Source organism: Aromatoleum toluolicum, assembly GCF_012911005.2.
GTDB classification, from domain to species: Bacteria; Pseudomonadota; Gammaproteobacteria; order Burkholderiales; family Rhodocyclaceae; genus Aromatoleum; species Aromatoleum toluolicum.
Map to the genome: position 1 here is coordinate 21,968 of NZ_WTVS01000023.1, position 21,196 is coordinate 43,163.

General features: G+C 66.4%; 15 protein-coding genes. 11 read left to right on the forward strand and 4 right to left on the reverse strand.

All coding sequences use genetic code 11. From position 1 onward, the window contains the following. The first annotated feature begins 129 nt into the window (after nt 1–129). The 4 genes from GPA27_RS12355 to GPA27_RS12370 all read left to right on the forward strand — a co-directional run bounded on the left by GPA27_RS12355 (nt 130) and on the right by GPA27_RS12370 (nt 4,468). A complete protein-coding gene (locus GPA27_RS12355) occupies nt 130–1,395 on the forward strand; it encodes an ABC transporter substrate-binding protein (RefSeq protein ID WP_169140858.1) in 1,266 nt (421 codons plus the stop codon). A 109-nt stretch (nt 1,396–1,504) separates the two neighbouring features. Then, nucleotides 1,505–2,449 (forward strand): carbohydrate ABC transporter permease, encoded by a 945-nt coding sequence (locus tag GPA27_RS12360; RefSeq protein WP_169140860.1) that lies wholly within the window; start codon nt 1,505–1,507, stop codon nt 2,447–2,449. Next, on the forward strand, nt 2,442–3,320 hold the full coding sequence (locus GPA27_RS12365) for a carbohydrate ABC transporter permease (RefSeq protein WP_169140862.1): 879 nt from the start codon (nt 2,442–2,444) through the stop codon (nt 3,318–3,320). Before GPA27_RS12360 ends, GPA27_RS12365 begins: the two co-directional genes overlap by 8 nt. A 35-nt stretch (nt 3,321–3,355) precedes the next feature. Then, complete coding sequence (locus GPA27_RS12370) at nt 3,356–4,468, forward strand: ABC transporter ATP-binding protein (RefSeq protein ID WP_169140864.1); 1,113 nt, start codon at nt 3,356–3,358, stop codon at nt 4,466–4,468. A gap of 166 nt (nt 4,469–4,634) precedes the next feature. On the opposite strand, the gene GPA27_RS12375 is transcribed toward GPA27_RS12370, so the two are convergent. Continuing rightward, nucleotides 4,635–5,708, reverse strand: a complete 1,074-nt coding sequence (locus GPA27_RS12375; protein WP_211164965.1) for an oxidoreductase — start codon at nt 5,706–5,708, stop codon at nt 4,635–4,637. A gap of 236 nt (nt 5,709–5,944) precedes the next feature. On the opposite strand from GPA27_RS12375, the gene GPA27_RS12380 reads away from it, so the two are divergent. Continuing rightward, nucleotides 5,945–7,825, forward strand: coding sequence for a glucokinase (locus tag GPA27_RS12380; protein WP_169140868.1), 1,881 nt, complete (start codon nt 5,945–5,947; stop codon nt 7,823–7,825). Between the two features lie 140 nt (nt 7,826–7,965). Here the strand turns inward: GPA27_RS12380 and GPA27_RS12385 are convergent, their stop codons facing one another. Continuing rightward, nucleotides 7,966–9,234: an ABC transporter substrate-binding protein gene (locus GPA27_RS12385; protein WP_169140870.1), complete on the reverse strand. Its 1,269-nt coding sequence runs from the start codon at nt 9,232–9,234 to the stop codon at nt 7,966–7,968. Between the two features lie 93 nt (nt 9,235–9,327). Between GPA27_RS12385 and GPA27_RS12390 the strand changes: the two genes are divergently transcribed. Further along, entirely contained in the window at nt 9,328–11,916 is a 2,589-nt protein-coding gene (locus GPA27_RS12390) for a response regulator (RefSeq protein WP_246261063.1), read from the forward strand. 63 nt (nt 11,917–11,979) lie between these two features. Here the strand turns inward: GPA27_RS12390 and GPA27_RS12395 are convergent, their stop codons facing one another. Further along, on the reverse strand, nt 11,980–12,861 hold the full coding sequence (locus tag GPA27_RS12395) for a helix-turn-helix transcriptional regulator (protein WP_169140872.1): 882 nt from the start codon (nt 12,859–12,861) through the stop codon (nt 11,980–11,982). Between the two features lie 231 nt (nt 12,862–13,092). Between GPA27_RS12395 and GPA27_RS12400 the strand changes: the two genes are divergently transcribed. The 4 genes from GPA27_RS12400 (at nt 13,093) to GPA27_RS12415 (ending at nt 18,155) form a co-directional block, all read left to right on the forward strand. Further along, on the forward strand, nt 13,093–13,902 hold the full coding sequence (locus GPA27_RS12400; protein ID WP_169140874.1) for a ThuA domain-containing protein: 810 nt from the start codon (nt 13,093–13,095) through the stop codon (nt 13,900–13,902). After that, the gene (locus GPA27_RS12405) at nt 13,899–14,999 is read left to right on the forward strand and encodes a Gfo/Idh/MocA family protein (RefSeq protein ID WP_169140876.1); all 1,101 of its coding nucleotides are present in this window, start codon (nt 13,899–13,901) and stop codon (nt 14,997–14,999) included. The genes GPA27_RS12400 and GPA27_RS12405 overlap by 4 nt, the downstream gene beginning before the upstream one ends. Beyond that, nucleotides 14,996–16,165: an MFS transporter gene (locus GPA27_RS12410; protein WP_169140878.1), complete on the forward strand. Its 1,170-nt coding sequence runs from the start codon at nt 14,996–14,998 to the stop codon at nt 16,163–16,165. Before GPA27_RS12405 ends, GPA27_RS12410 begins: the two co-directional genes overlap by 4 nt. Nucleotides 16,166–16,613: 448 nt before the next feature. Next, nucleotides 16,614–18,155 (forward strand): carbohydrate porin, encoded by a 1,542-nt coding sequence (locus GPA27_RS12415; RefSeq protein WP_169140880.1) that lies wholly within the window; start codon nt 16,614–16,616, stop codon nt 18,153–18,155. Nucleotides 18,156–18,245: 90 nt separating this feature from the next. Here the strand turns inward: GPA27_RS12415 and GPA27_RS12420 are convergent, their stop codons facing one another. After that, complete coding sequence (locus GPA27_RS12420) at nt 18,246–19,298, reverse strand: substrate-binding domain-containing protein (protein WP_169140882.1); 1,053 nt, start codon at nt 19,296–19,298, stop codon at nt 18,246–18,248. A 248-nt stretch (nt 19,299–19,546) separates the two neighbouring features. Here GPA27_RS12420 and GPA27_RS12425 point away from each other — a divergent pair, with 248 nt between their 5' ends. Next, nucleotides 19,547–21,196, forward strand: coding sequence for a glycoside hydrolase family 13 protein (locus GPA27_RS12425; RefSeq protein WP_169140884.1), 1,650 nt, complete (start codon nt 19,547–19,549; stop codon nt 21,194–21,196).

Here is a 21,196-nt window from a genome sequence, read left to right on the forward strand (position 1 = left end):
CTTGAAGTAGTGGAACTACACTTCGATTCAGTTTCAGCCGATATCCCCTGCCGGTGCCGAGCGCACCTGCAGCGGGCGGAAAAAATCAATCGCGCCTCTGGAAGGCCGGGAATTGGAAGGAGATGACACATGAAGATTCATACCGGGATCGTCCGCAGCTGCCTGATCGCCGCTTTCGGGGCGGGGCTGACCGTTGCGACGGGCGCCCAGGCCGCCGAGCTCGAAGTGCTGCACTGGTGGACGGCGGGCGGCGAGGCCAAGTCGGCGGCCGAGCTGAAGAAGATCCTCGAATCGAAGGGCCACAAGTGGAAGGACTTTGCCGTCGCCGGCGGCGGCGGCGAGAACGCGATGACCGTGCTGAAGTCGCGCGTGGTGTCGGGCAACCCGCCGGCGGCGGCCCAGATCAAGGGGCCGAGCATCGGGGAGTGGGGTGCGGAGGGTGTGCTGAGCAATCTTGACGCGGTCGCGAAGGCGGGCGGCTGGGACGGATTGCTCCCGCCGGTCGTTGCCAAGGTCATGAAGCACGACGGGCACTACGTCGCGGTGCCGGTGAACGTGCACCGCGTGAACTGGATGTGGGTGAATCCGGAGGTCTTCAAGAAGGCGGGGGCCGAGATCCCCAAAACCTGGGATGAATTCCCCGTCGCGGCCGAGAAGATCCAGAAGGCGGGCTTCGTGCCGGTCGCGCACGGCGGTCAGCCTTGGCAGGACTTCACCGTATTCGAATCGATCGCCTTGGGCGTCGGCGGTACCGACTTCTACCGCAAGGCGCTCGTCGAGCTGGATCAGGCGACGCTGAAGGGCCCGGCGATGGAGAAGGTGTTCACGACCTTCGCGAGCGTGCGCAAGTACGTCGACAAGGACTCGTCGAACCGTGTCTGGAACCAGGCCACCGGCATGATCATCAACGGCAAGGCGGCGATGCAGTTCATGGGCGACTGGGCCAAGGGCGAGTTCAGCAGCGCCGGCAAGGTGCCGGGCAAGGACTACGTCTGCGTCGCCGCCCCCGGCAGCGCCGAGGCCTTCACCTTCAACATCGACAGCCTCGTGATGTTCGAGCAGTCGTCGGGTGACGTGCGCAAGGGCCAGCAGGACCTCGCCAATGCGGTCATGAGTCCGGCGTTCCAGGAGGTGTTCAACCTCAACAAGGGCTCGATCCCGGCGCGCATGAACATGAACCTCGACAAGTTCGACGACTGCGCGAAGCTGTCGGCGCGCGACTTCGAGGCGGCCTCCAAGCGCGGCACGCTGGTGCCCAGCATCGCCCACCAGATGGCCGTGTCGGCGGCGACCGCGGGCGCCATGCAGGACGTTGTAACCCAGTTCTTCAACTCCCCGAGCATGAAGCCGAAGGACGCGGTCGAGAAGCTTGCCCGGGCCGCGCTCACGAAGTGAGCCTCCGCATCACGAAAGCTTCGAGTACGCATCACGAACCGGCGGCGCCCGTTAAGGCGCCGACCGGGGACGTCGCCACGCAAGACGGCGACGGACCGAGGAGAAGGGAATGGATCTGACTGCTCAAAGAGTGACTCTGACGGGAGGCGACGGCGCGGGAGCGGAGGCGAAGCCACGTCTTGCCGATCGCATCGACGCGTGGCTGCCGAAGATCGTGCTGGCGCCGACCTTCGTCTGCGCGCTGGTCTTCATATACGGCTACATCCTGTGGACGGCGGTGCTGTCGGTAACGCCGTCGCGCATGCTGCCCAAATACGAGTTCGCGGGCCTCGTGCAGTACGAGGCGCTGTTCGCGAACGAGCGCTGGTGGCTCGCGCTGAAGAACCTGGCGCTGTTCGGCGGCACCTTCGTGCTGGTGTGCCTCGCCGTCGGGCTGCTGCTGGCGATTCTGCTCGACCAGAAGATCCGCGGCGAAGGCTTCATCCGCTCGATCTACCTGTACCCGATGGCATTGTCCTTCATCGTCACGGGTACCGCATGGCGGTGGATCCTCAACCCCGAGTTGGGGATCGAGCGCCTGCTGCACGACTGGGGTTTCGAGAATGCGCGGTTCGACTGGCTGATCGACCCCGAGATGTCGATCTACACCGTCGTCGTGGCCGCCGTGTGGCAGTCGTCGGGCTTCGTGATGGCGCTCTTCCTCGCGGGGCTGCGCGGCATCGACGACTCGATCATCAAGGCGGCGCAGGTCGATGGCGCCTCGATGCCGACGATCTACCGCCGCATCATCATCCCCAGCCTGCGGCCGGTGTTCTTCTCGAGCTTCATGATCCTCACGCACATCGCGGTCAAGAGCTTCGACCTGGTGATGGCGCTGACCAATGGCGGGCCGGGCTTCGCATCCGACGTGCCGGCGACCTTCATGTACTCCTTCGCCTTCACCCGCAACCAGATCGGCCTCGGCGCCGCCAGCGCGATGATGATGCTGATGATCGTGGTCGCGGTGATCGTGCCCTTCATGTATTCGGAACTCCGGAGGCCGCGCCATGGCTGAGCTTTTCCAAACCCGCAACACCGGCCACACCATCGGCCGCGTGATCGTGTACGGCCTGCTGGTGCTGGTCTGCTTCTACTACCTGATGCCGCTCTTCGTGATGGTCACGACCTCGCTGAAGAGCCTCGACGAGATCCGCGCCGGCAACCTGCTGTCGCTGCCGCAGGACCCGAACCTCGATGCCTGGGGCAAGGCCTGGTCCTCCGCGTGCACCGGCGTGCAGTGCGAGGGCCTCGCCGGCTTCTTCTGGAACTCGGTGTCCTTCGTCGTGCCGGCAGTGCTGATCTCGACGCTGATCGGCGCGGTGAACGGCTACGTGCTGACGATGTGGCGTTTCCGCGGCAGCGACCTATTGTTCGGCCTGCTGATGATCGGTTGCTTCATCCCCTTCCAGGTCGTGCTGCTGCCGATGGCGCGCACGCTCGGGGCGATGGGCATCGCGAACTCGACGGCGGGTCTCGTCTTCGTCCATGTGGTGTACGGCCTCGCCTTCACGACGCTGTTCTTCCGCAACTACTACGTGACGATCCCCGACGAACTCGTGAAGGCGGCGAAGATCGACGGTGCGGGCTTCTGGCTGATCTTCCGCCGCATCATCCTGCCGTTGTCGGCCCCGATCATCGTCGTCAGCATCATCTGGCAATTCACCCAAGTGTGGAACGACTTCCTGTTCGGCGTGGTGTTCTCGTCCGGCGAGCGCCAGCCGATCACCGTCGCGCTGAACAACCTGGTCAATACCTCGACCGGGGTCAAGGAATACAACGTCGACATGGCCGCGGCGATCATCGCCGCATTGCCGACCCTCTTCGTATACGTCGTCGCCGGCAAGTACTTCGTGCGCGGTCTAACCGCCGGTGCCGTCAAGGGCTGAAGGCCCTGGTCTTCAATACAAAGGAGCGAGACAAAATGGGCGCTTTATCCATCCGCGACGTGCGCAAGTCCTACCAGGGCACCGAAATCCTCAAGGGGATCAACCTCGAGATCGAGAAGGGCGAGCTGCTGATCCTCGTCGGCCCCTCGGGCTGCGGGAAATCGACGCTGCTGTCGATGATCGCCGGCCTCGACACCGTGACCTCGGGCGAGATCCGCATCGGCGACCGCGTCGTCAACAACCTCAGCCCCAAGGACCGGGACATCGCGATGGTGTTCCAGTCCTACGCGCTGTATCCGAGCATGACGGTGCGTGAGAACATCTCCTTCGGCCTGGAGATCCGCAAGGTCGGCAAGGCCGAACAGCAGAAGATCGTCGAACGCGTCGCGCACACGCTGCAGATCGGGCACCTGCTCGACCGCAAGCCCTCGCAGCTCTCCGGCGGGCAGCGCCAGCGCGTCGCGATGGGGCGGGCGATCGCGCGCGATCCGTCGCTCTTCCTGTTCGACGAGCCGCTGTCGAACCTCGATGCGAAGCTGCGTGTCGAGATGCGCGTCGAGATCAAGCAGCTGCACCAACGCATGGGCACGACCATCGTCTACGTCACGCACGACCAGATCGAGGCGATGACGCTCGGCGACAAGATCGCCGTGATGAAGGCGGGCGAGGTGCAGCAGTTCGGCACGCCGCAGCAGATCTACGACAACCCGGCGAACCTCTTCGTCGCGGGCTTCATGGGCTCGCCGTCGATGAACTTCATCCCGGCTCGCGTCGAGGCGATGGGCAGCGGCCACGGCGTGCGGCTGGAGAGCGGGGCGAACACCTACGTCTTCCCAGCGGTGTCGGCGAACGGCAAGCTCAAGTCCTGGGAAGGCAAGGAAGTCGTGTTCGGCATCCGCCCCGAGCAGATCACGCACAAGGTCGAATCGGGCCTCGTCGGCGAACACATGGCGACCGCGACGATGCCGATCAGCCTCACCGAGCCGACCGGTCCGGACACGCTGGTGCTGGTGCCGGTGAACGGGCGCGAGGTCACGTGCCGCGTGCACCCGGCGCATGCGCGTGCGCCGGGTGAGAACATGGACCTTATGTTCGACCTGTCGAAGGCGGTGTACTTCGATCCCGCGTCGGAGCTGCGGATCGCGTGACGTGGCACGGATCGTAGGGCGGATGCGCCGAAGGCCTCATTTCGCCACTGCGCCGCCGAATGGGACGGGGCGAACCCCCGGAGGCAGATCCATTCGGCGGGAGGCGCTTCGCTTTTGCCTGCAGCGAAGCGTCGTTCTGGCCGCCGCCAAGATCTCGTTTCCCGCCCTACGATCCGGCATTCCAGTTTTCCCGCTCCGCATCGGTCAGCGGCAGCGGCAGCATGCGCCCCTGTTCCGCTGCGGCGGTCGCGGTCTCGATCACCGCCATTACCGCGACCGCCTGTGCCGGTGTTACGGGATTGTTCCCGCGACTGTGGATCGCGGCTTCGACTCCGGCGTAGTACGCCGCGTAATCGCCGACCGGAACCGCCTCGTCGCAACGGCTGCCGTCGCCGGGGTAGAACGTGCCGGCCAAGGGATCCGAGCCCCAGCCCGGATCGCCGGGGCGCATGCCCGCGAGCAATTGCGACTCCTGCACGTCGAGTCCGTACTTGACCCAGCTTCCGCCGCGGCCGTGCACCGCAAATCTCGGCATGCCGCCGCCGACCAGCGTCGAGGCGTGCAGCGTCATCTGCGGACGCCCGTAGTCGAGCTGGATCTGGCACCAGTCGGGTGTCTGCGCGCCTTCGCGCATCCTTCCAAACAGACCTCCGATCCGCTCCGGCAGGCCGAAAAGCTGCAGGGCCTGGTCGACAAGGTGCGGCCCGAGGTCGTACCACAGGCCGCCACCCGGCACATCCTGCTCGCGCCAACGTTCACGTACGAGGGGCCGGAAGCGGTCGAAGCGCGATTCGACATGGACGATCTCGCCGAGCTTCCCTTCGGAGACGATCGCCCGCAGCGCGAGAAAATCGCTGTCCCAGCGCCGGTTCTGGAACACCGACAGCACGCGCCGCTGCCGCTCCGCGAGAGCCGCAAGGTGGCGCGCCTGACCGAGTGTGACGGTGAACGGCTTGTCGACGACGACATGCTTGCCGGCCCGCAGCGCGGCTTCGGCCAGCGGTGCATGCGAGTCGTTGGGGCTGGCGATGACGACCAGGTCCACCTCGGGACGGGCCAGCGCGGCAAGCGGGTCATCGACGACGCTCGCGTCCGGAAGGTCGGCGCGCACCTTGTCGGGCTGACGCGAGGCGACGACCGACAGGCGCAGGCCGGGGGTGGCGCACAGCAAGGGCATGTGGATCGTCCGGCCGGCGTAGCCGTAGCCGATCAGTGCGACTTCGATCGGAGAGGACTTCATGGAGTGTCTCATTTGATGCAGGCGAAGGCGGGAAGGCGTGCCGGAGGCTCGAAGATAGGCGATATGACGTTGCCGCGATGCGTCAAAATACCAATTCTTGCGATTTGCGGCGTAACGGGTCGGGCGCGGGGCGCCGGTCCGACTGAATCGCCGAAAGTCTCCCGGGTCTGGACGGGCGGCGCCACGCCACGCCGCGTCGCGTCGCGTCGCGACTGCACTGGGGTAATGGAGTCGACATGCGTATCGAAGAAAAAACTGATCTGAATCGCGAGTACGTGCAGGAGTTCGGAGACGGTCCCCGCCTCCTCGCGGACATCGGCGCGACCAATGCGCGTTTTGCGCTGGAGCGCGCGCCCGGCCGCGCCGAGGCGATCGAGGTTCTGCACTGTGGAGACTACGCCGGCATCGTCGACGTCATCCAGGCCTACCTGCGGCAACAGGGCGGCCTGGGTCCGCGCCATGCGGCGATCGCGATCGCGAACCCGATCGACGGTGATCACGTGAAGATGACGAACCGCGACTGGCAGTTCTCCATCGAGGAGACGCGCCGTGCGCTGGGCTTCGATACCCTGCTGGTCGTGAACGACTTCACCGCGCTCGCGATGGCGCTGTCACGGCTGTCGACGGGCGAGCGGGTGCAGGTGGGCGGAGGCGAGCCTGCCCCCGACGGCGTGATCGGCCTGATCGGCCCGGGCACCGGCCTCGGCGTGTCCGGCCTGATTCCCGCCGAGGACCGCTGGATCACGCTGGGCAGCGAAGGCGGCCACACCACGTTCGCGCCGGCGGACGAGCGCGAATTGTTCCTCCTGCAGTACGCGTGGCGCGAAATGCCGCACGTGTCGTCGGAGCGTTTCGTTTCCGGACCCGGTCTGGAACTGATCCACCGCGCGCTCGCCGAACGCAATGGCGTGGCGGGTGTGCAGCCGCTGAGTGCGGGCGACATCGTCACGCGCGCGCTCGCGGGCGGCGATCCCCTATGCGCGGAAGTCGTCGATTGCTTCTGCGCGATGCTGGGCACCGTCGCGGCCGACCTCGCATTGACGCTCGGGTCAGTCGGCGGCATCTACATTGGCGGCGGCGTCGTGCCGCGGCTGGGGGAGCTCTTCCAGCACTCGCCCTTCCGGCAGCGTTTCGAGGCCAAGGGGCGCTTTGCGGACTACCTCGCACGCATCCCGACCTACCTGATCACCGCGCCGTATCCCGCCCTGCAGGGCGTTTCGACCATCCTCGGGCACCACTTGCAGGCCGGTACCGGTGGCAGTCCGCTGATCGAAAAGGTGCGCGCCGCGCTGCCTAACCTGAGCAAGGCGGAGCAGCGCGTCGCGCGCCTGCTGCTGGAGCAGCCGCGCAGCTTCGTGAACGATCCGGTAGCGGATATCGCGCACCACGCCGACGTGAGCCAGCCGACCGTGATCCGCTTCTGCCGAACGATGGGCTTCACCGGCCTGTCCGATTTCCGCCTGAAGCTTGCTTCGGGCCTCACCGGCACGGTGCCGGTGCGCCACAGCCAAGTGAAGGCTGACGACGCCGCGCCCGACCTGTCGGCGAAGGTGCTCGACAACACGGTGTCGGCGATCCTGCGCCTGCGCGACGGGCTGGACCCCGCGGCGGTGGAGCGGGCAATCGGACTGCTGCAGAAGGCCGCGCGCATCGAGTTCTACGGTGCGGGCAACTCCAGCGTCGTGGCGCTCGACGGCCAGTACAAGTTCTTCCGCTTCCGCATCCCGGCGGTCGCCTATGCCGATCCGCGTCTGGAAGCGATGGCGGCGGAGCTGCTGGGGCCCGGCGACGTGGTGGTCGCGATCTCGAGTTCCGGGCGGCTGCCGGAACTGCTGCACGCCGTGGATCTCGCGCTCGCGGCCGGCGCTGCGGTGATCTCGATCACCGCGAGCCACTCGCCGCTCGCGAAGAAGGCGACCGTGAATCTCGCGGTCGATCACTCCGAGGACATCACGACCCACCTGTCGATGATCTCGCGCATCCTGCACCTGCTGATGCTGGACGTGCTGGCGGTCGGCGTCGCGGTACGCGGTGGCGTGCGGCGAGCGGGGCTTCCGGGCTCGCGGCGCTCGCCCGACGCGGGCGACGCGGGAGCCCTGGTGTCGCACGCGAGCTGACAATCAAGGCGGCAACGGACTGAAACCGTTCGCCCTCAGCCCGTCGAAGGGGCTTGGCGGGCCTCGCCAAGCTCGGTCCGAACGGGATCTGTCCTCGCGGTCGATTACCGTTGCGGCAGGTGGGGGCAATCCTCCACAGTTCAGCGTTTGACGAGCGGGCAGCCGCCCTCGGCAAGCGGCTTGAAGGCCTGTTCGGCGGGGATGGTCCGCAAGATGCGCAGGTAGTCCCACGGGATGGTGATCTCGGCGGGCTTCTTCACTTCCATCAGGTAGGTGTCGTGCACCATGCGGCCGTCCTCGCGCAGGCGGGCATTACGCACGATTGGGTCGCGGATCGGCAACTCGCGCATCTTCGCGACCACGGTCGTGCCCTTGTCGCTGCCGCTCGCCGCGACGGCCTTGAAGTAGTGCGTCAGCGCCGAATACACGCCGGCCTGCATGTCGTTGGGCATCGCCCCGGTGCGCGCGCGGAAACGTTCCGACCAGGCGCGCGCCTCCGGGTCGCGGTTCCAGTAGAAGGCGTGCGCAAGCTTGAGGCCCTGGGCCAGTTGCGGCTTCATCAGGTGCACGTCGTTGAGCGTCGTCGCGACCGCCGCGAGCACCGTCTGCCCCTTGCTCACGCTCAGCAGGTCGTAGCTCTGGCGCACGGCGCGGACCATGTCGTCGCCGGCGTTGACCAGCGCGATCGCGTCGGCGCCGGACTGCGCAGCCTGCCGGAGCTGGGCGAAGAGCTGCTCCTGCCCCAGGGTGTGGCGCGCCGCGCCGATCACGTGGCCGCCGTTGGCAGCGATCACCTTCGTCAGGTCGGCCTGCACATTCTGGCCGAAGGAGTTATCGACGGTGACGAAATACCACGAGCGCGCACCCCCTTGCGTGAGCTCGCGTCCGATCGCGGTCGTGAAGGCATAGCCGTCGTACATCCAGTGGATGCCGGTGGGGGCGCAGGCGGAACCGGTGAGCTGCGAGGTCATCACGCCGTTGTAGAAGACCACCGCGCCGCGCGTGCGGTTGAGCTCCTGCACGGCCAGCGCAGCAGGTGAGGCGACGACGTCGGCGATGACGTCCACGCCTTCCTCGTCCAGCCAGCGGCGCGCGGTCTCGACCGCCCGGACGACATCGTTGCCGTGATCCGCGACGACGAGTCTGATCGGACGGCCGGTGACCTCGCCGCCGGCGTCCTCGACCGCCATCCGTGCGGCGGTCGCCGATCCGTGCCCCGAAATGTTGGCATAGATGGAGCTCATGTCCACGAGCAGGCCGACCCGCACTTCGCCGTCGGAAATCGTGGCTGACGCCGGCGCCGCGCTGCACGCGATCGCCACGTACGCCGCTGACGCGAACAGGCGCATCCGGCGCAGCAGGCGCGGACGCCGCCGAAGCGGGAAATTGCGGCCGCGCATATTGTCCATCGGGTGTCCTGAGTGGAAAATGACCGTGATGATAAGAGGGGTTTGCAGCAGCTACAACCGCCGGCGTGTCCGGACCGCAAGGGGACGTTCAGATTGAAGGACCATTCGAAGGGGGCGCAGCGCCTGCCTTTCATCATTTACGTCGTCGCGGTGCTGGCGGGTGTGATGCTGATGATCGGTTTCGCGCGTTTCAATACGCTGCATGAGGTGTTCCTGGGCGCCAACTTCAACGCCGTGCATGGCGCACGCACGCTGCTGAAGGCGCGCTACTTTCTCGGCCATGCGCAGGAACGCATCGAACGTGCCGGCGACGACGTCCTGAAGCGCAGCCAGCACCTCGCCCGCGCCGCGGAAGCGCTCGCACTCGCGGAGAGCTACGGCGCGGAAGGGCAGGACGCGGACCCCGCGCTGCGCCGCTCGCTGTTGAGCCGAATCGCCCCGATCCGCGAATCGGTTTCGCGCGTGGCGATGCTCGACAGCGCTGCAGCGGACGAACAGCTCGCCGAGGTCGTCCGCGAGGTGCGCCGGCTGGCGGGCGATTTCGAGGAGGCTGAACTCGACCGCTGGGGGGTGCTGTCCTCGCTGAACGCGCAGCTTGCCGATCGCATGGACGGCATGCGCCTGATCATTGCCGCGATCGTTGCCGGTTTTGCCCTTCTTATGTGGATGCTCGGCTGGGCGCTGCTGCAGGCGCGCCGGGCCGAGGTCGGGCTGCGACGCGCCAAGGAGGGGCTCGAGGCGGTCCAGCAGACCACCCTGGATGCGGCTGCCGTCGGTATCGCCTACGTGGATACGAGCAACCCCGCCGACCACCGCATCACGCGGGCCAATCGCCAGATGGCGGCGATCTTCGGTTATTCGGAAGGCGGGCTGATCGGTCTCAGGACGGCGGATCTGTTTCCCGATGCGCGATCCCACGAACAGTTGGCGAGCCGGGTGCTGCCCGCGCTTGCGGCAGGCGAGGTGCTGCGCATGGAAACGCAAATGCGTCGTCGCAGCGGAGAGCTGTTCTGGTCCGCATTGTCGTGCAAGGCGATCGATCCCGACGATCTCGGTCGCGGTGTGGTGTTGACCTTCGACGACATCACCGAGCGCAAGGCGGCGGAAACGGAGGTGCGTGATGCGCGCGAACGTGCGGAGGCCTGCAGCCGTGCGAAGAGCGACTTCCTCGCCAACATGAGTCACGAGATCCGCACGCCCTTCACGGGCATTCTGGGCGTGCTCGATCTGCTGCGTCACGCGAACCTGACCGACCAGCAGGACCGCTACGTCCGCCTCGCGCACGACAGCGCGCGGCAGTTGCTGGGCATCGTCAACGACATCCTCGACATTTCCCGCATCGAGGCGGGCAAGCTCGTGATCCGGCCGGAGAGCTTCGAGCCGCGTTCGCTGTTCGGCGATGTCGCGCTGATCCACGAGGCTGCTGCCGAGCGCAAGAAGCTGCGCTTCAAGATCTCCTGGAGCGGGGACATTCCGCCGCTGCTGCAAGGTGACCCGGTGCGCTTGCGTCAGGTCGTCGACAACCTGCTCGGCAACGCGGTGAAGTTCACCCCCGTCGGCGGGATCGCGCTGAGCATCGGCTGGTTGCCGATGGATGCCGGCAGAGGGCGTCTCAGGGTGGAGGTTCGCGACACCGGCATCGGGATCGCGCGGGAGTGCCAGGAAAGCATCTTCGAGAAGTTCGGGCAGGCCGATTCGTCGACGACGCGCACGTTCGGCGGCAGCGGGTTGGGCCTCACGATCTGCCGGCAGCTTGTCGGGCTGATGGGCGGCGAGCTGGGCCTCAAGAGCCGCGAGGGCTCGGGCAGCACCTTCTGGTTCGAGCTCCCGCTTGCGCTGGGCGATCCGCTGCCCGTTCCGGTACCGCGAGCCGTGCCGCACGCGGTCGCGGCGCGCCTGGCGGGCGTACGGGTCGTGCTCGCGGACGACGTCGAGATAAGCGTTGAAGTGCTCGGCGAATACCTGCGCGCAGGCGGCTGCGTCGTGCGGTCGGCGCGCAACGGCGACGAGGCCGTCGAACTGGTGCACGCGTGGAAGCCCGACCTGGTGCTGATGGACTGCCAGATGCCGGGCACGGACGGCTACGAGGCGACGCGCCGCATCCGCCTGCTCGAGGATTCGGCGCGCCACACGCCGATCATCGCCCTGACGGCATTCGCAATGAGCGGGGACCGCGACAAGTGCCTCGAGGCCGGCATGGACGACTACCTGTCGAAGCCGGTGGAGCGCGACGTGCTGCTGGGGACGCTCGTGAAGTGGCTGCGGTGCGAGGGCTCTGCGCGCTCGGGGCGGGCGGAGTTCGTCGGGCGGGTCCTGCTCGTCGACGACGATCCGGGCATCCGCGAGGCGAGCTGCGGCCTGCTGGAAGCGCTGGGCTGCGAAGTGAAGGTTGCCGCCTCGGGCCACGAAGCGCTTGAGGTCGCACGTAACGATGCGAACCTCGATATCGTGCTGATGGATTGCCGCATGCCCGGCATGGACGGCTGGGAAACGAGTCGCGCGTGGCGCGAGCACGAGCGCGAACGCGGCCGGACCCCCACGGCGATCGTCGCGCTCACGGCCGGCGAGCGCGACGAGAACTTCGAGCGTTGCCGCGAGGCGGGAATGGACGACTTCCTCGGCAAACCTTTCTCGCCGTCCGAATTGAGCGGGCTGCTGGGTCGCTGGCTTGCCCGGGCGTGAGCGCATCGGAAGCCGTCCTGTCTGTCGGTCGCGGGCCGCAGGCGGCGCAGTGGCGTCGGCCCCTTAGCCTTGCGCGCCGTGACCGCTTCGCCAAGCCTTCGGTGTCAAGCCGAAATACGCACGGAAACTGCGGATGAAATAGCTTTGGGTCGCGAATCCGCAGGCCCAGGCGATCTCCTTGCCGGCCATGCCGGTTTCGCGCAGCAAGCGCGCGCCGCGCTCCATGCGCTGGCGATTGATGTAGGCGACCAGGTGTTCTCCGGCGGTCTGCCCGAAAAGGTGCGAAAGATAGTCGGCGGTGCAGCCGAGTTGCCCGGCCAGGCGCCTCACGCTCAGCGTGTGGTCGCCCAGTTGATTCTGGATCAGCACGCGCGCGCGGGCCACTAATGGCGGCTCCGGGCGGACCTCCGCCTGGACCTCGTCGAGCGCCTGAAGCACACCCGCGAGTGCGGCCGATACGAGGGCGCGCGTCTGAACGTCCGTCCAGGCCGGAAGGCTGGCATCCGTCGCTCCATCTACGCCACGCGCGAGCCGCGCCGCGTCCCCGAGCCAGTTGTGGATGTGCGCCGCCCGCGTGTGATGCCGGACTTCCAGGTGCAGGATGCCGGGCCTCCCTGGCGATTCCTCGTGCGCGATGTGGCAGCTCAGCGAGGGCGCCTCGGCATAGATCACGACGTTGCAGAAGGGCTCGCCGTCGGCCCCGGCGCGGACCTCCTCGGCATGCAGCAGCCGGGGCGGCACCACGAGCGCCTCGCCCGCCGCGAGATCGATCTCGGTGTGCGGAAAGCGGAACCGCGTTGAGCCGGCCACCTGCAGGAACAGCTCGGGTACGAGGTGGAAGTGGCCATCGACGCGCGGGACGGAATCGTCCACGGTGCCAGGCAGTCGCAGCGGGAGGGAGCCGGCGGCGATCCGGCGCAGGAAGTCGTCGAGGTAGCCGCGCATGTGCCGTGCCTGATCCGGGCTGGCTAGCCGCGGACCGTCGATGCGGCCCCACGCCTGACGGCATTCCAGGTTTTTTGACATCGTTTGCGGATTTTTTGCAGTGATTCCGATTGAGGGTGGGACCGCCGGAACTTAGTCTTTACGCATCCGGTGGCACTGAATCCCCCGTGCAGCGGGAGTCGCCGGAGAGCGCGCCATTGCCGGCGCCGCATATTCCCAGGAGAGAAAAGTATGATCGGATCAAAGATTTCTGTCATCGTTTGGAACGAGTTTCAGCACGAACGCGAGAACCCGGCCGTGCGCGCGATCTATCCCGAAGGGCTGCACGCGACCATTGCCGCCGCGTTGCGCGAGACGCCGGCCCTCAACGCCGGTGCGCTGCCGCTCGAGATCGGCACCGCTACCCTTGATCAGCCCGAACACGGCCTCGACGAAGAACGGCTGGCCGCCTGCGACGTGCTGGTCTGGTGGGGCCACAAGGCGCACGAGCAGGTCTCGGATGCCGTCGTCGAGCGCGTCCAGCGCCGCGTGCTTGAAGGCATGGGGCTGATCGTGCTGCACTCGGGGCACTTCTCGAAGATCTTCCGCCGCCTGCTCGGCACGAATTGCTCGCTGAAGTGGCGCGAGGCGGATGAGAAGGAGCGAGTGTGGGTGGTCGAACCTTCGCACCCGATCGCTGCCGGGCTGGGCGAATACTTCGAGCTGCCGTGCGAGGAAATGTACGGCGAGCGCTTCGACGTGCCAGCGCCGGACGAAACGGTGTTCATCTCGTGGTTCGAGGGGGGTGAGGTGTTCCGCTCCGGCCTGTGCTGGCAGCGCGGCCACGGCCGAATCTTCTACTTCCGTCCGGGGCACGAGGCCTATCCGACCTACCACGATGCCAGCGTGCAGCGGGTGATCGCGAACGCCGTGCGATGGGCTGCGCCGCGCGTGCGCATTGCCGACCGCTGCCCGATGTCGCCGCCACTTGAGAAGCTCTCGCCGAAGACGGGCGCCTTCGCACGCGTCGGGATCGTGCAGGAAAAGGGGGAGGGCAAATGAGCGGCTACCAGGAAAGTGCCCGCGCAGCGGCGGCCGGGGCTCCGGCAGCGGACGAACGGCGGCTGCGGATCGGGGTTATCGGCCTGGGGATCGGGCGCATGCACATCGAGGGCTGGCGCCGGCATCCGGCGGTCGAAGTGGTCGCGATCGCCGATACGGATGCGGCGCGTCTCGCCACCGTCGGCGAGCAGTTCGGCATCGTTGCGCGCTACACCGATGCCGAGAAGATGCTTGCCGTCGAGGATCTCGATGTCGTGAGCGTATGCACGCCGAACAAGTTCCACAAACCGCTGACGATCGCCGCGTTTGCAGCCGGTTGTCACGTGCTGTGCGAGAAGCCGATGGCGATGAACGCCGACGAAGGGCGCGAGATGCTGGCTGCCGCGCGACGCGCCGGCAAACGCCTGATGATCAACTTCTCGTACCGCTTCAGCGCGCAATCGCGGGCCCTGAAGGCGCAGGTCGATGCGGGACTTTTCGGTGACTTCTACTTCGGGCGCTCGGTGTGGCACCGTCGCCGCGGGCTGCCCGGTTTCGGCGGCTGGTTCGGCACGAAGGCGCTTGCGGGCGGCGGGCCGCTGATCGACCTCGGCGTGCATCGTCTCGACCTTGCGCTGTGGTTGATGGGGTATCCCAAGCCGGTCTGGGTATTGGGCAGCACGTATGATCCGATCGCGCGGGAGCTCGCGGAGAAGTCCGGCAAGCGTTTCGACGTCGAAGACTTGGCGGCGGCGCTGATCCGCTTCGACAATGGCGCGACGCTCGTGCTCGAGGCGTCCTGGGCGGCGAACATCGGCGAGGCGGAATTGATGGAAACGCGTCTGCTCGGTACCCGGGCAGGATTGTTGCAGCACAACCTCGACGAAGGATACCGATTCGATGCCCATGTGTTCACCGAGCAGAACGGTGCGCAGTTCGACCTGCACCTGCATCCGCCGACTGGCGATGCGCCTTCGGCGATGCATGAGTTCGCTGCGGCAATCCTCGACGAGCGGCCCCATCCTGCGAGCGGAGAGGAGGGCCTGATCGTGATGGAGATCCTCGACGCGATCTACGCGAGTGCCCGCAGCGGCGAGCCGGTGAGGATCGCCGCATGAGCACGGGGGCGGCGAACCTCGCTGGCGTGCGCGATCTACCGCTGCGCCGCGCGCGCTGGGCGACCCGCGTGCAGTTCGCCGTCCTCGGCGTTCTCGCAGGAGCGTGGGGCGCGCACCTGCCCTCCGTCAAGCAGCGCTATGCGCTCGATGAGGCTGAGCTCTCCATCGTGCTGCTCGCGGCCGCTCTCGGTGCTGTGTCCACGCTGTTGTTTGCCGGCCGGGTGGTTGCGCGCTTCGGTGCCCGCCGTGTGGTGCTCGGGGGCGGGGTGGCGATGTGTGCGGCCATCGCGCTCGTGCTGGTGCTGCCCGGCTTCGCACTGCTGCTGCCGGTTGCGCTGGTGTTCGGTGCCGGGATGAGTCTCTTCGATGTTTCGATCAACAGCGAGGGGTCGGAACTGGAGCATCTCACGGGGCGCGCCATCATGAGCAATCTGCACGGTATGTTCAGCGTCGGCGGGATGGCGGGCGCAGCCGCCGTTGCGGTGCTGCTGCGGGCTGACGTCGCGCCTGCGGCACAGCTCGCGGGGATCGGCGCTTGGCTCGCTCTCGCGGTCGGCGCCGCGGCGCGGGGGATGCTCGACACGCATGCGGGTGGTGAGGGACAGGCTCACTTCGTCTGGCCGAGAGGCGTCCTGCTGCTGATCGGCCTGCTGATCCTGGCGGGCATGATTGCCGAAGGGGTGATGTACGACTGGTGCGTGCTGTACCTCAAGCAGGAGTTGGGGATGCCGCAGGCGGACGCAGCCCTCGGATACGCGGTGTTCTCGGCGGCGATGGCCCTGTCGCGTTTTGGCGGCGATGCGTTGCGCGAACGATTTCCCGAGCGGGTGGTGCTCCGTGCGGGAGCAAGCCTTGCGGCGGTCGCGATGGCGACCGTATTGCTGTCGGCAACGCCATGGGTCGCGCTGGTCGGATTTGTACTGGTGGGGGCGGGTCTCGCTCCGGTCGCACCCATTCTCTTCAACGCCGCGACCAGGGTTCCGGGCGTGAGCCGCGCCGCGGCTATTGCGTCGGTGACCTCCATCGGTTACAGCGGGTTCATGGTCGGGCCGCCGCTGATCGGCGGGCTCGCGCATGCCAGTTCGTTGACGGCGGCCCTTTCGGTCGTGGTCATCGGTGCCGCGCTGCTGGCCCTCGGCGCCGGCAGGATTTCCGCCAGAGACTGATCGATTATTCGCGCGGGCGATGTTCCGAGCCCCCAAACGCGCCGTGCCAGCGCGTCGGAGAACGTCTTGGCCTTGTACCGGAAGCGCTTTCGGGAGGAAAGCGCCAAAGAAAGTTGTGTAGTTGGAACAAATACACATCCTCAGAATCGGCTTTAGGTTGATTCGATAAAGCCCCGAAAAATGCGCAAAAAACTCGATATATAGCGCTAACAGTATGCAATCCAGTATTTTCTGGCACGTCTCCTCAGCGGCTTCTTTGTGAAATAGATACAAAGTATTTGCACTCCGAAAGTAGCAATACTACACTTCGCATCAACACGGATCTGGCGAGGCCGGTCCGCGTCCGGAGAGCAAGTCGACAAACGTTTCCGTCCGGCTGCACACGCCCATAGAGGTGTGGTGGCGGGCGGCAGGGCACGAAGAAATCGAGGAAGAGGAGACAACCAGGATGATTACGAAGAAAACCGCCATCGCTCTCGGCATCGCGCTGGCTTTCTGCGGAAGCGCCGCCGCGGCCGACAAGACGAAGCCGACGCGCGTCGAGGAACTCGAGGCGCGCATTGCCAGGCTCGAGGAAATGCTGCGTCAGGTGACCACGGCCGCCCAGCAGGCGACCACTGCGGCCCAGCAGGCTACGGCCGCCGCGCAGCAGGCGAGCAGCAGCGCCCAGCAGGCCGGCGAAGTCGCACGCAAGGCCGACACCACTGCGTCGGCGGCGAAGGCGGCCAGCGATGCGCAGGCGCCGCTGACCAAGGCGGCGGCCGAAACCGCGTCGTCCTTCGAATTCCACGGTTACGCGCGCTCGGGCACCGTGTCGAACAGCGACATGTTCACCGTGAAGGGGGTAGGCCCCTACATCACGCCGGCAGGCAATCTGGGTGGCGCGGTGGGCCGCCTGGGCCTGGAGACCGATACCTATGCCGAAGCGAAGTTGCTGAAGAACTTCCGCTCGGATGACGGCAGTTGGGCGACCTTCGGCTTCATGCTCGCCGACGGCGTCAATAGCAACAACGACTGGACCGGTGGCGAGAACGGCATCAACGTTCGCTGGGCGTATGCCGAAATGGGCAACCTTCCGACCTTCAAGGGCACGGCGCTGGAGAACGCGACGATCTGGGCGGGCAAGCGCTTCGACAAGAAGAACTTCGACATCCATTTCTTTGACAGCGATTTTGTCTTCCTTTCGGGCACCGGTGCGGGGGGCTACGACGCCCAGGTGACGCCGGACTGGAAAACCAACGTGTCGGTGTACGGCCGCGACTTCCTCAATGAGGACGACGAAGGCATCAAGAGCTACGTCTTCACGATGAACAACTACGTCGGCAACTGGCAGTTCATGCTCAACGGCATGCATGCGAAGAACAACGACGTGAACGGCAGCGACCGTGCGACCAGCGGCTTGCACGGCCTGTTCGCCTATCATGCACCGAGCTTCTACGGGTTCGCCGATGGCTTCTCGAAGACCGGCGTGCTGGCAGGTCGGGGCTTGGGGGCGGAGGTCAAGCGGCTCGGCGCGGTCGGTAATCTGCTGGAAGACGCTCAGGCGCTTCGCGTGATGAGCTTCGGTGTAACTGACCTCGCGCCGAACTGGAAAGTCTCGCCCGCGCTGATGGCCGAAGTCAGCAAGGATCGCTTCAACAAGGGCGACGAGTACAAGTGGGCGTCCGCCAACTTGCGCTTCACCAACGCGATCAACAAGAACTTCGCGATGCAGTACGAAGGCAGCTTCCAGTACATGGATCTGGACAGCACCTTCACCCAGGCGAGGGGCAACTTCTACAAGCTGACGGTCTCACCGACCTTCAAGCTCGACACCGGCGCCGGCTTCTTTGCGCGGCCCGAGCTGCGCCTCTTCGCCACGTGGATGGGTTGGGACAAGGATCTGAACGGTTTCACCTACGACGGCAGCGCGAACGAGGGTTTCGGCAGCACGAAATTCACCGGCGACAGCAAGTGGCTGGTCGGCGCGCAGATGGAGGTGTGGTTCTGAGCCTGAAGGCCTGAACAGGGTGAAACCATGGAGCCCCGCCGCAGCACGCGGTCCTCATGGGCAGCCATCCCCGGCCACGCCGGGGGCGGGCTAGCCGAGCGCCTTCGCGCGCGGGCGTCGGGCAGGGGCGGGCGGCGGGCCGTCCGTCTCGCCCGCGCCGACGCACGGCTGCCCGAGGCGGTGCAGGTCGGCGAGCGGCTTGCCGGCGAGCACGTCGAGCACCAGATCAGCGAGGGCGCGGCCGGTCGATTCGCCGGTCGGCTGCAGCACGCCGGTCACCGTGCAGGTGAGCGGAATCTCGGACGGGATGCCGTCGTACACGATCAGCGACATCCCGCTGCCGGGTTTCCAGCCCTTGTCCCCGAGGGCGCGCAATGCGCCCACGCCCGCGACGTTGTTGTCGACCAGCAGCGCGGTGGGCGGCTTCTTCATCGCCAGCAGTCTGCCGACGGCCTGGTATCCGCCGATGCGGTTGAGCGGGGCCTCGATGACCAGTTCGGGATCGGGTTCGAGGCCGGCTTCGCGCAAGGCCGTGATGAAGCCCTTGTAGCGCTGCGCCGCGAAGGTCAGGTCCAGCGGCGCGTGGATCAGGGCGATGCGGCGGTGGCCCAGTTCGAGCAGGCGCCGGGCGGCCATGCGGCCACCGGCTTCGTTGTCGAAGTCGAACCACGCATAGGGGAGCGCCGTTTCGGTGCGGCCGTAGGCGACGAACGGAAAGTTGCGCTCCTGCAGGAAGCGGATGCGCGGATCGTCCAGGCGCGTGCGCGCAACGATCAGCGCGTCGACGCGGCGGCCATCGATGAGGCGGCGGTAGGTGTCGAGCTCGACGTCGGGGCGCGACGAATGGATCAGCAGGTCGATGCGGTGTTCCGCGAGCCGTTCGGTGAGGCCGGACACGACCTCGCCGAAGCGCATGTCGCCGATGTCGCTCGCGCCGAACGGATACACGATGCCGATCGCGTCGGCGCGGCCGGTGGCGAGCTGCCGCGCCTGGGGGTTGGGCTGGTAGCCGAGCTGGCTTGCGGCCTCGATGACGCGCTGGCGCGTGGTCTCGCTGACGTCCGAATAGCCGTTGAGCGCACGGCTCACGGTGGTTTGGGAAAGTCCGAGCGACTCGGACAGCATTTTCAGATTGACCTTCATCGGCGTTCCTTCGGCCCGTATCGGGCATCCATGGGCCGTTTGCGGACGGCTCGCGCTATGACCCAAGTCTAGCGAGTTTTCGGGAGCGGATTCCTCACACAAAAAACAGTTTACATCCAAAGCGCTTCGGATTACGATCCAAACCGCTTTGGAAGATTTTATAGCTTCATCAAACATATTCATCAAGAGCGGGTTTTCAATGTCCCCGGCGCACGTGTCGTGCGGGGCGCAGAGCGAGGAGCAGGGTCTTGGAAACGAAGTGGTGGCACGACGCCGTGGTGTATCAGATCTACCCGCGCAGCTTCTGCGACGCGAACGGCGACGGCATCGGCGACCTCGCCGGGATCATCGCCAGGCTGGATTACCTGCGCACGCTGGGCGTGAATGTGATCTGGCTGTCGCCGGTATATCGCTCGCCGATGGACGACAACGGCTACGACATCTCGGATTACTGCGACATCGCGCCGGAGTTCGGTACGCTTGAAGAGATGGATGCGCTGATCGCCGAGGCCGCCCGGCGCGACATCCGCATCGTGATGGACCTCGTCGTCAATCACACCTCGGACGAGCACCCGTGGTTCGTCGAGGCACGCAAGTCGAAGGACAACCCCTACCGCGACTATTACATCTGGCGCGCGCCGCAGGCCGACGGCTCGGCCCCGGACGTGCAGCGCTCCTGCTTCGGCGGCAGCGCCTGGGAGTTCGACGCTGCGACCGGCGAGTACTACTTCCACCTGTTCTCGAAGCGCCAGCCGGATCTGAACTGGGCGAATCCCAAGGTCCAGCGCGAAGTGCATCGCATGATGAACTGGTGGCTCGATCGCGGCATCGGCGGCTTCCGCATGGACGTCATCGACCTGATCGGCAAGGACGTCGATGCTGGCGTCACCACCAACGGCCCGCGCCTGCACGCGTTGCTGCGTGAGATGAACGCGGCGACTTTCGGCGAGCGCGACGTGCTGACCGTGGGCGAGGCGTGGAGCGCGACGCCGGAGATCGCGAAGCTCTACTCCGATCCGCTGCGCCGCGAGCTGTCGATGGTGTTCCAGTTCGAGCACATCACGATCACGCACGACCCCGTTGAGGGCAAGTGGAAGCCGCGTGCCTTCGACCTGCGCGAGTTCAAGAAGGTGATCACGAAGTGGCAGACCGCGCTCGCCGACACTGGCTGGAACTCGCTCTTCTGGAACAACCACGACTTGCCGCGTGCGGTGTCGAAGTACGGCGATCCGGGCCGCTACCGCGTCGAGTCCGCGAAGATGCTCGCGACCGCGCTGCATTTCCTGAAGGGCACGCCCTACGTCTATCAGGGCGAGGAGATCGGCATGACCAACGTGCGCTTCGACTCGATCGCCGACTACCAGGACATCGAGTCGCTGAACCTCTACCGCGAGCGCACCGCGGCGGGCGTGCCGCACGCGGCGATGATGGAAGGCATCTACGCCAACGGCCGCGACAACGCGCGCACGCCGATGCAGTGGGATGACACGGTCAATGCCGGCTTCACGGCCGGCACGCCCTGGCTGAAGGTGAATCCCAACTACCGCGAGATCAACGCCGCGGCAGCACTCGACGACCCGAATTCAATCTTTCATCACTACCGCCGCCTGATCGCGCTGCGCAAGGAGCGCGCGGCGATGGTGCACGGCGACTACCGGCCGCTGTTCGAGGCGCACCCGCAGGTCTTCGCCTACGAACGCAAGCTCGGCGGCGAGTGCATCGTCGTCATCAGCAACTTTTTCGCGGAGCCGGTCGAGCTGGAGCTGCCGGACGGGCTGCGCGGCGTGCGGGGCGAATGCCTCGTGAGCAACTACGACAGCTGCGGCGAGCTGGGCCACACGCTCGCGCTGCGCCCCTACGAATCCTTCGCCCTCGCGCTCGGCGCGCGGGCAGCCTGA

What these genes read in the sequence shown, in the direction of transcription:
- GPA27_RS12355 (WP_169140858.1), top strand. Translation starts at nt 130, where the DNA reads ATGAAGATTCATACCGGGATCGTCCGCAGCTGCCTGATCGCCGCTTTC.
- GPA27_RS12360 (WP_169140860.1), top strand. Translation starts at nt 1,505, where the DNA reads ATGGATCTGACTGCTCAAAGAGTGACTCTGACGGGAGGCGACGGCGCG.
- GPA27_RS12365 (WP_169140862.1), top strand. Translation starts at nt 2,442, where the DNA reads ATGGCTGAGCTTTTCCAAACCCGCAACACCGGCCACACCATCGGCCGC.
- GPA27_RS12370 (WP_169140864.1), top strand. Translation starts at nt 3,356, where the DNA reads ATGGGCGCTTTATCCATCCGCGACGTGCGCAAGTCCTACCAGGGCACC.
- GPA27_RS12375 (WP_211164965.1), bottom strand. Translation starts at nt 5,708, where the DNA reads ATGAAGTCCTCTCCGATCGAAGTCGCACTGATCGGCTACGGCTACGCC.
- GPA27_RS12380 (WP_169140868.1), top strand. Translation starts at nt 5,945, where the DNA reads ATGCGTATCGAAGAAAAAACTGATCTGAATCGCGAGTACGTGCAGGAG.
- GPA27_RS12385 (WP_169140870.1), bottom strand. Translation starts at nt 9,234, where the DNA reads ATGGACAATATGCGCGGCCGCAATTTCCCGCTTCGGCGGCGTCCGCGC.
- GPA27_RS12395 (WP_169140872.1), bottom strand. Translation starts at nt 12,861, where the DNA reads ATGCGCGGCTACCTCGACGACTTCCTGCGCCGGATCGCCGCCGGCTCC.
- GPA27_RS12400 (WP_169140874.1), top strand. Translation starts at nt 13,093, where the DNA reads ATGATCGGATCAAAGATTTCTGTCATCGTTTGGAACGAGTTTCAGCAC.
- GPA27_RS12405 (WP_169140876.1), top strand. Translation starts at nt 13,899, where the DNA reads ATGAGCGGCTACCAGGAAAGTGCCCGCGCAGCGGCGGCCGGGGCTCCG.
- GPA27_RS12410 (WP_169140878.1), top strand. Translation starts at nt 14,996, where the DNA reads ATGAGCACGGGGGCGGCGAACCTCGCTGGCGTGCGCGATCTACCGCTG.
- GPA27_RS12415 (WP_169140880.1), top strand. Translation starts at nt 16,614, where the DNA reads ATGATTACGAAGAAAACCGCCATCGCTCTCGGCATCGCGCTGGCTTTC.
- GPA27_RS12420 (WP_169140882.1), bottom strand. Translation starts at nt 19,298, where the DNA reads ATGAAGGTCAATCTGAAAATGCTGTCCGAGTCGCTCGGACTTTCCCAA.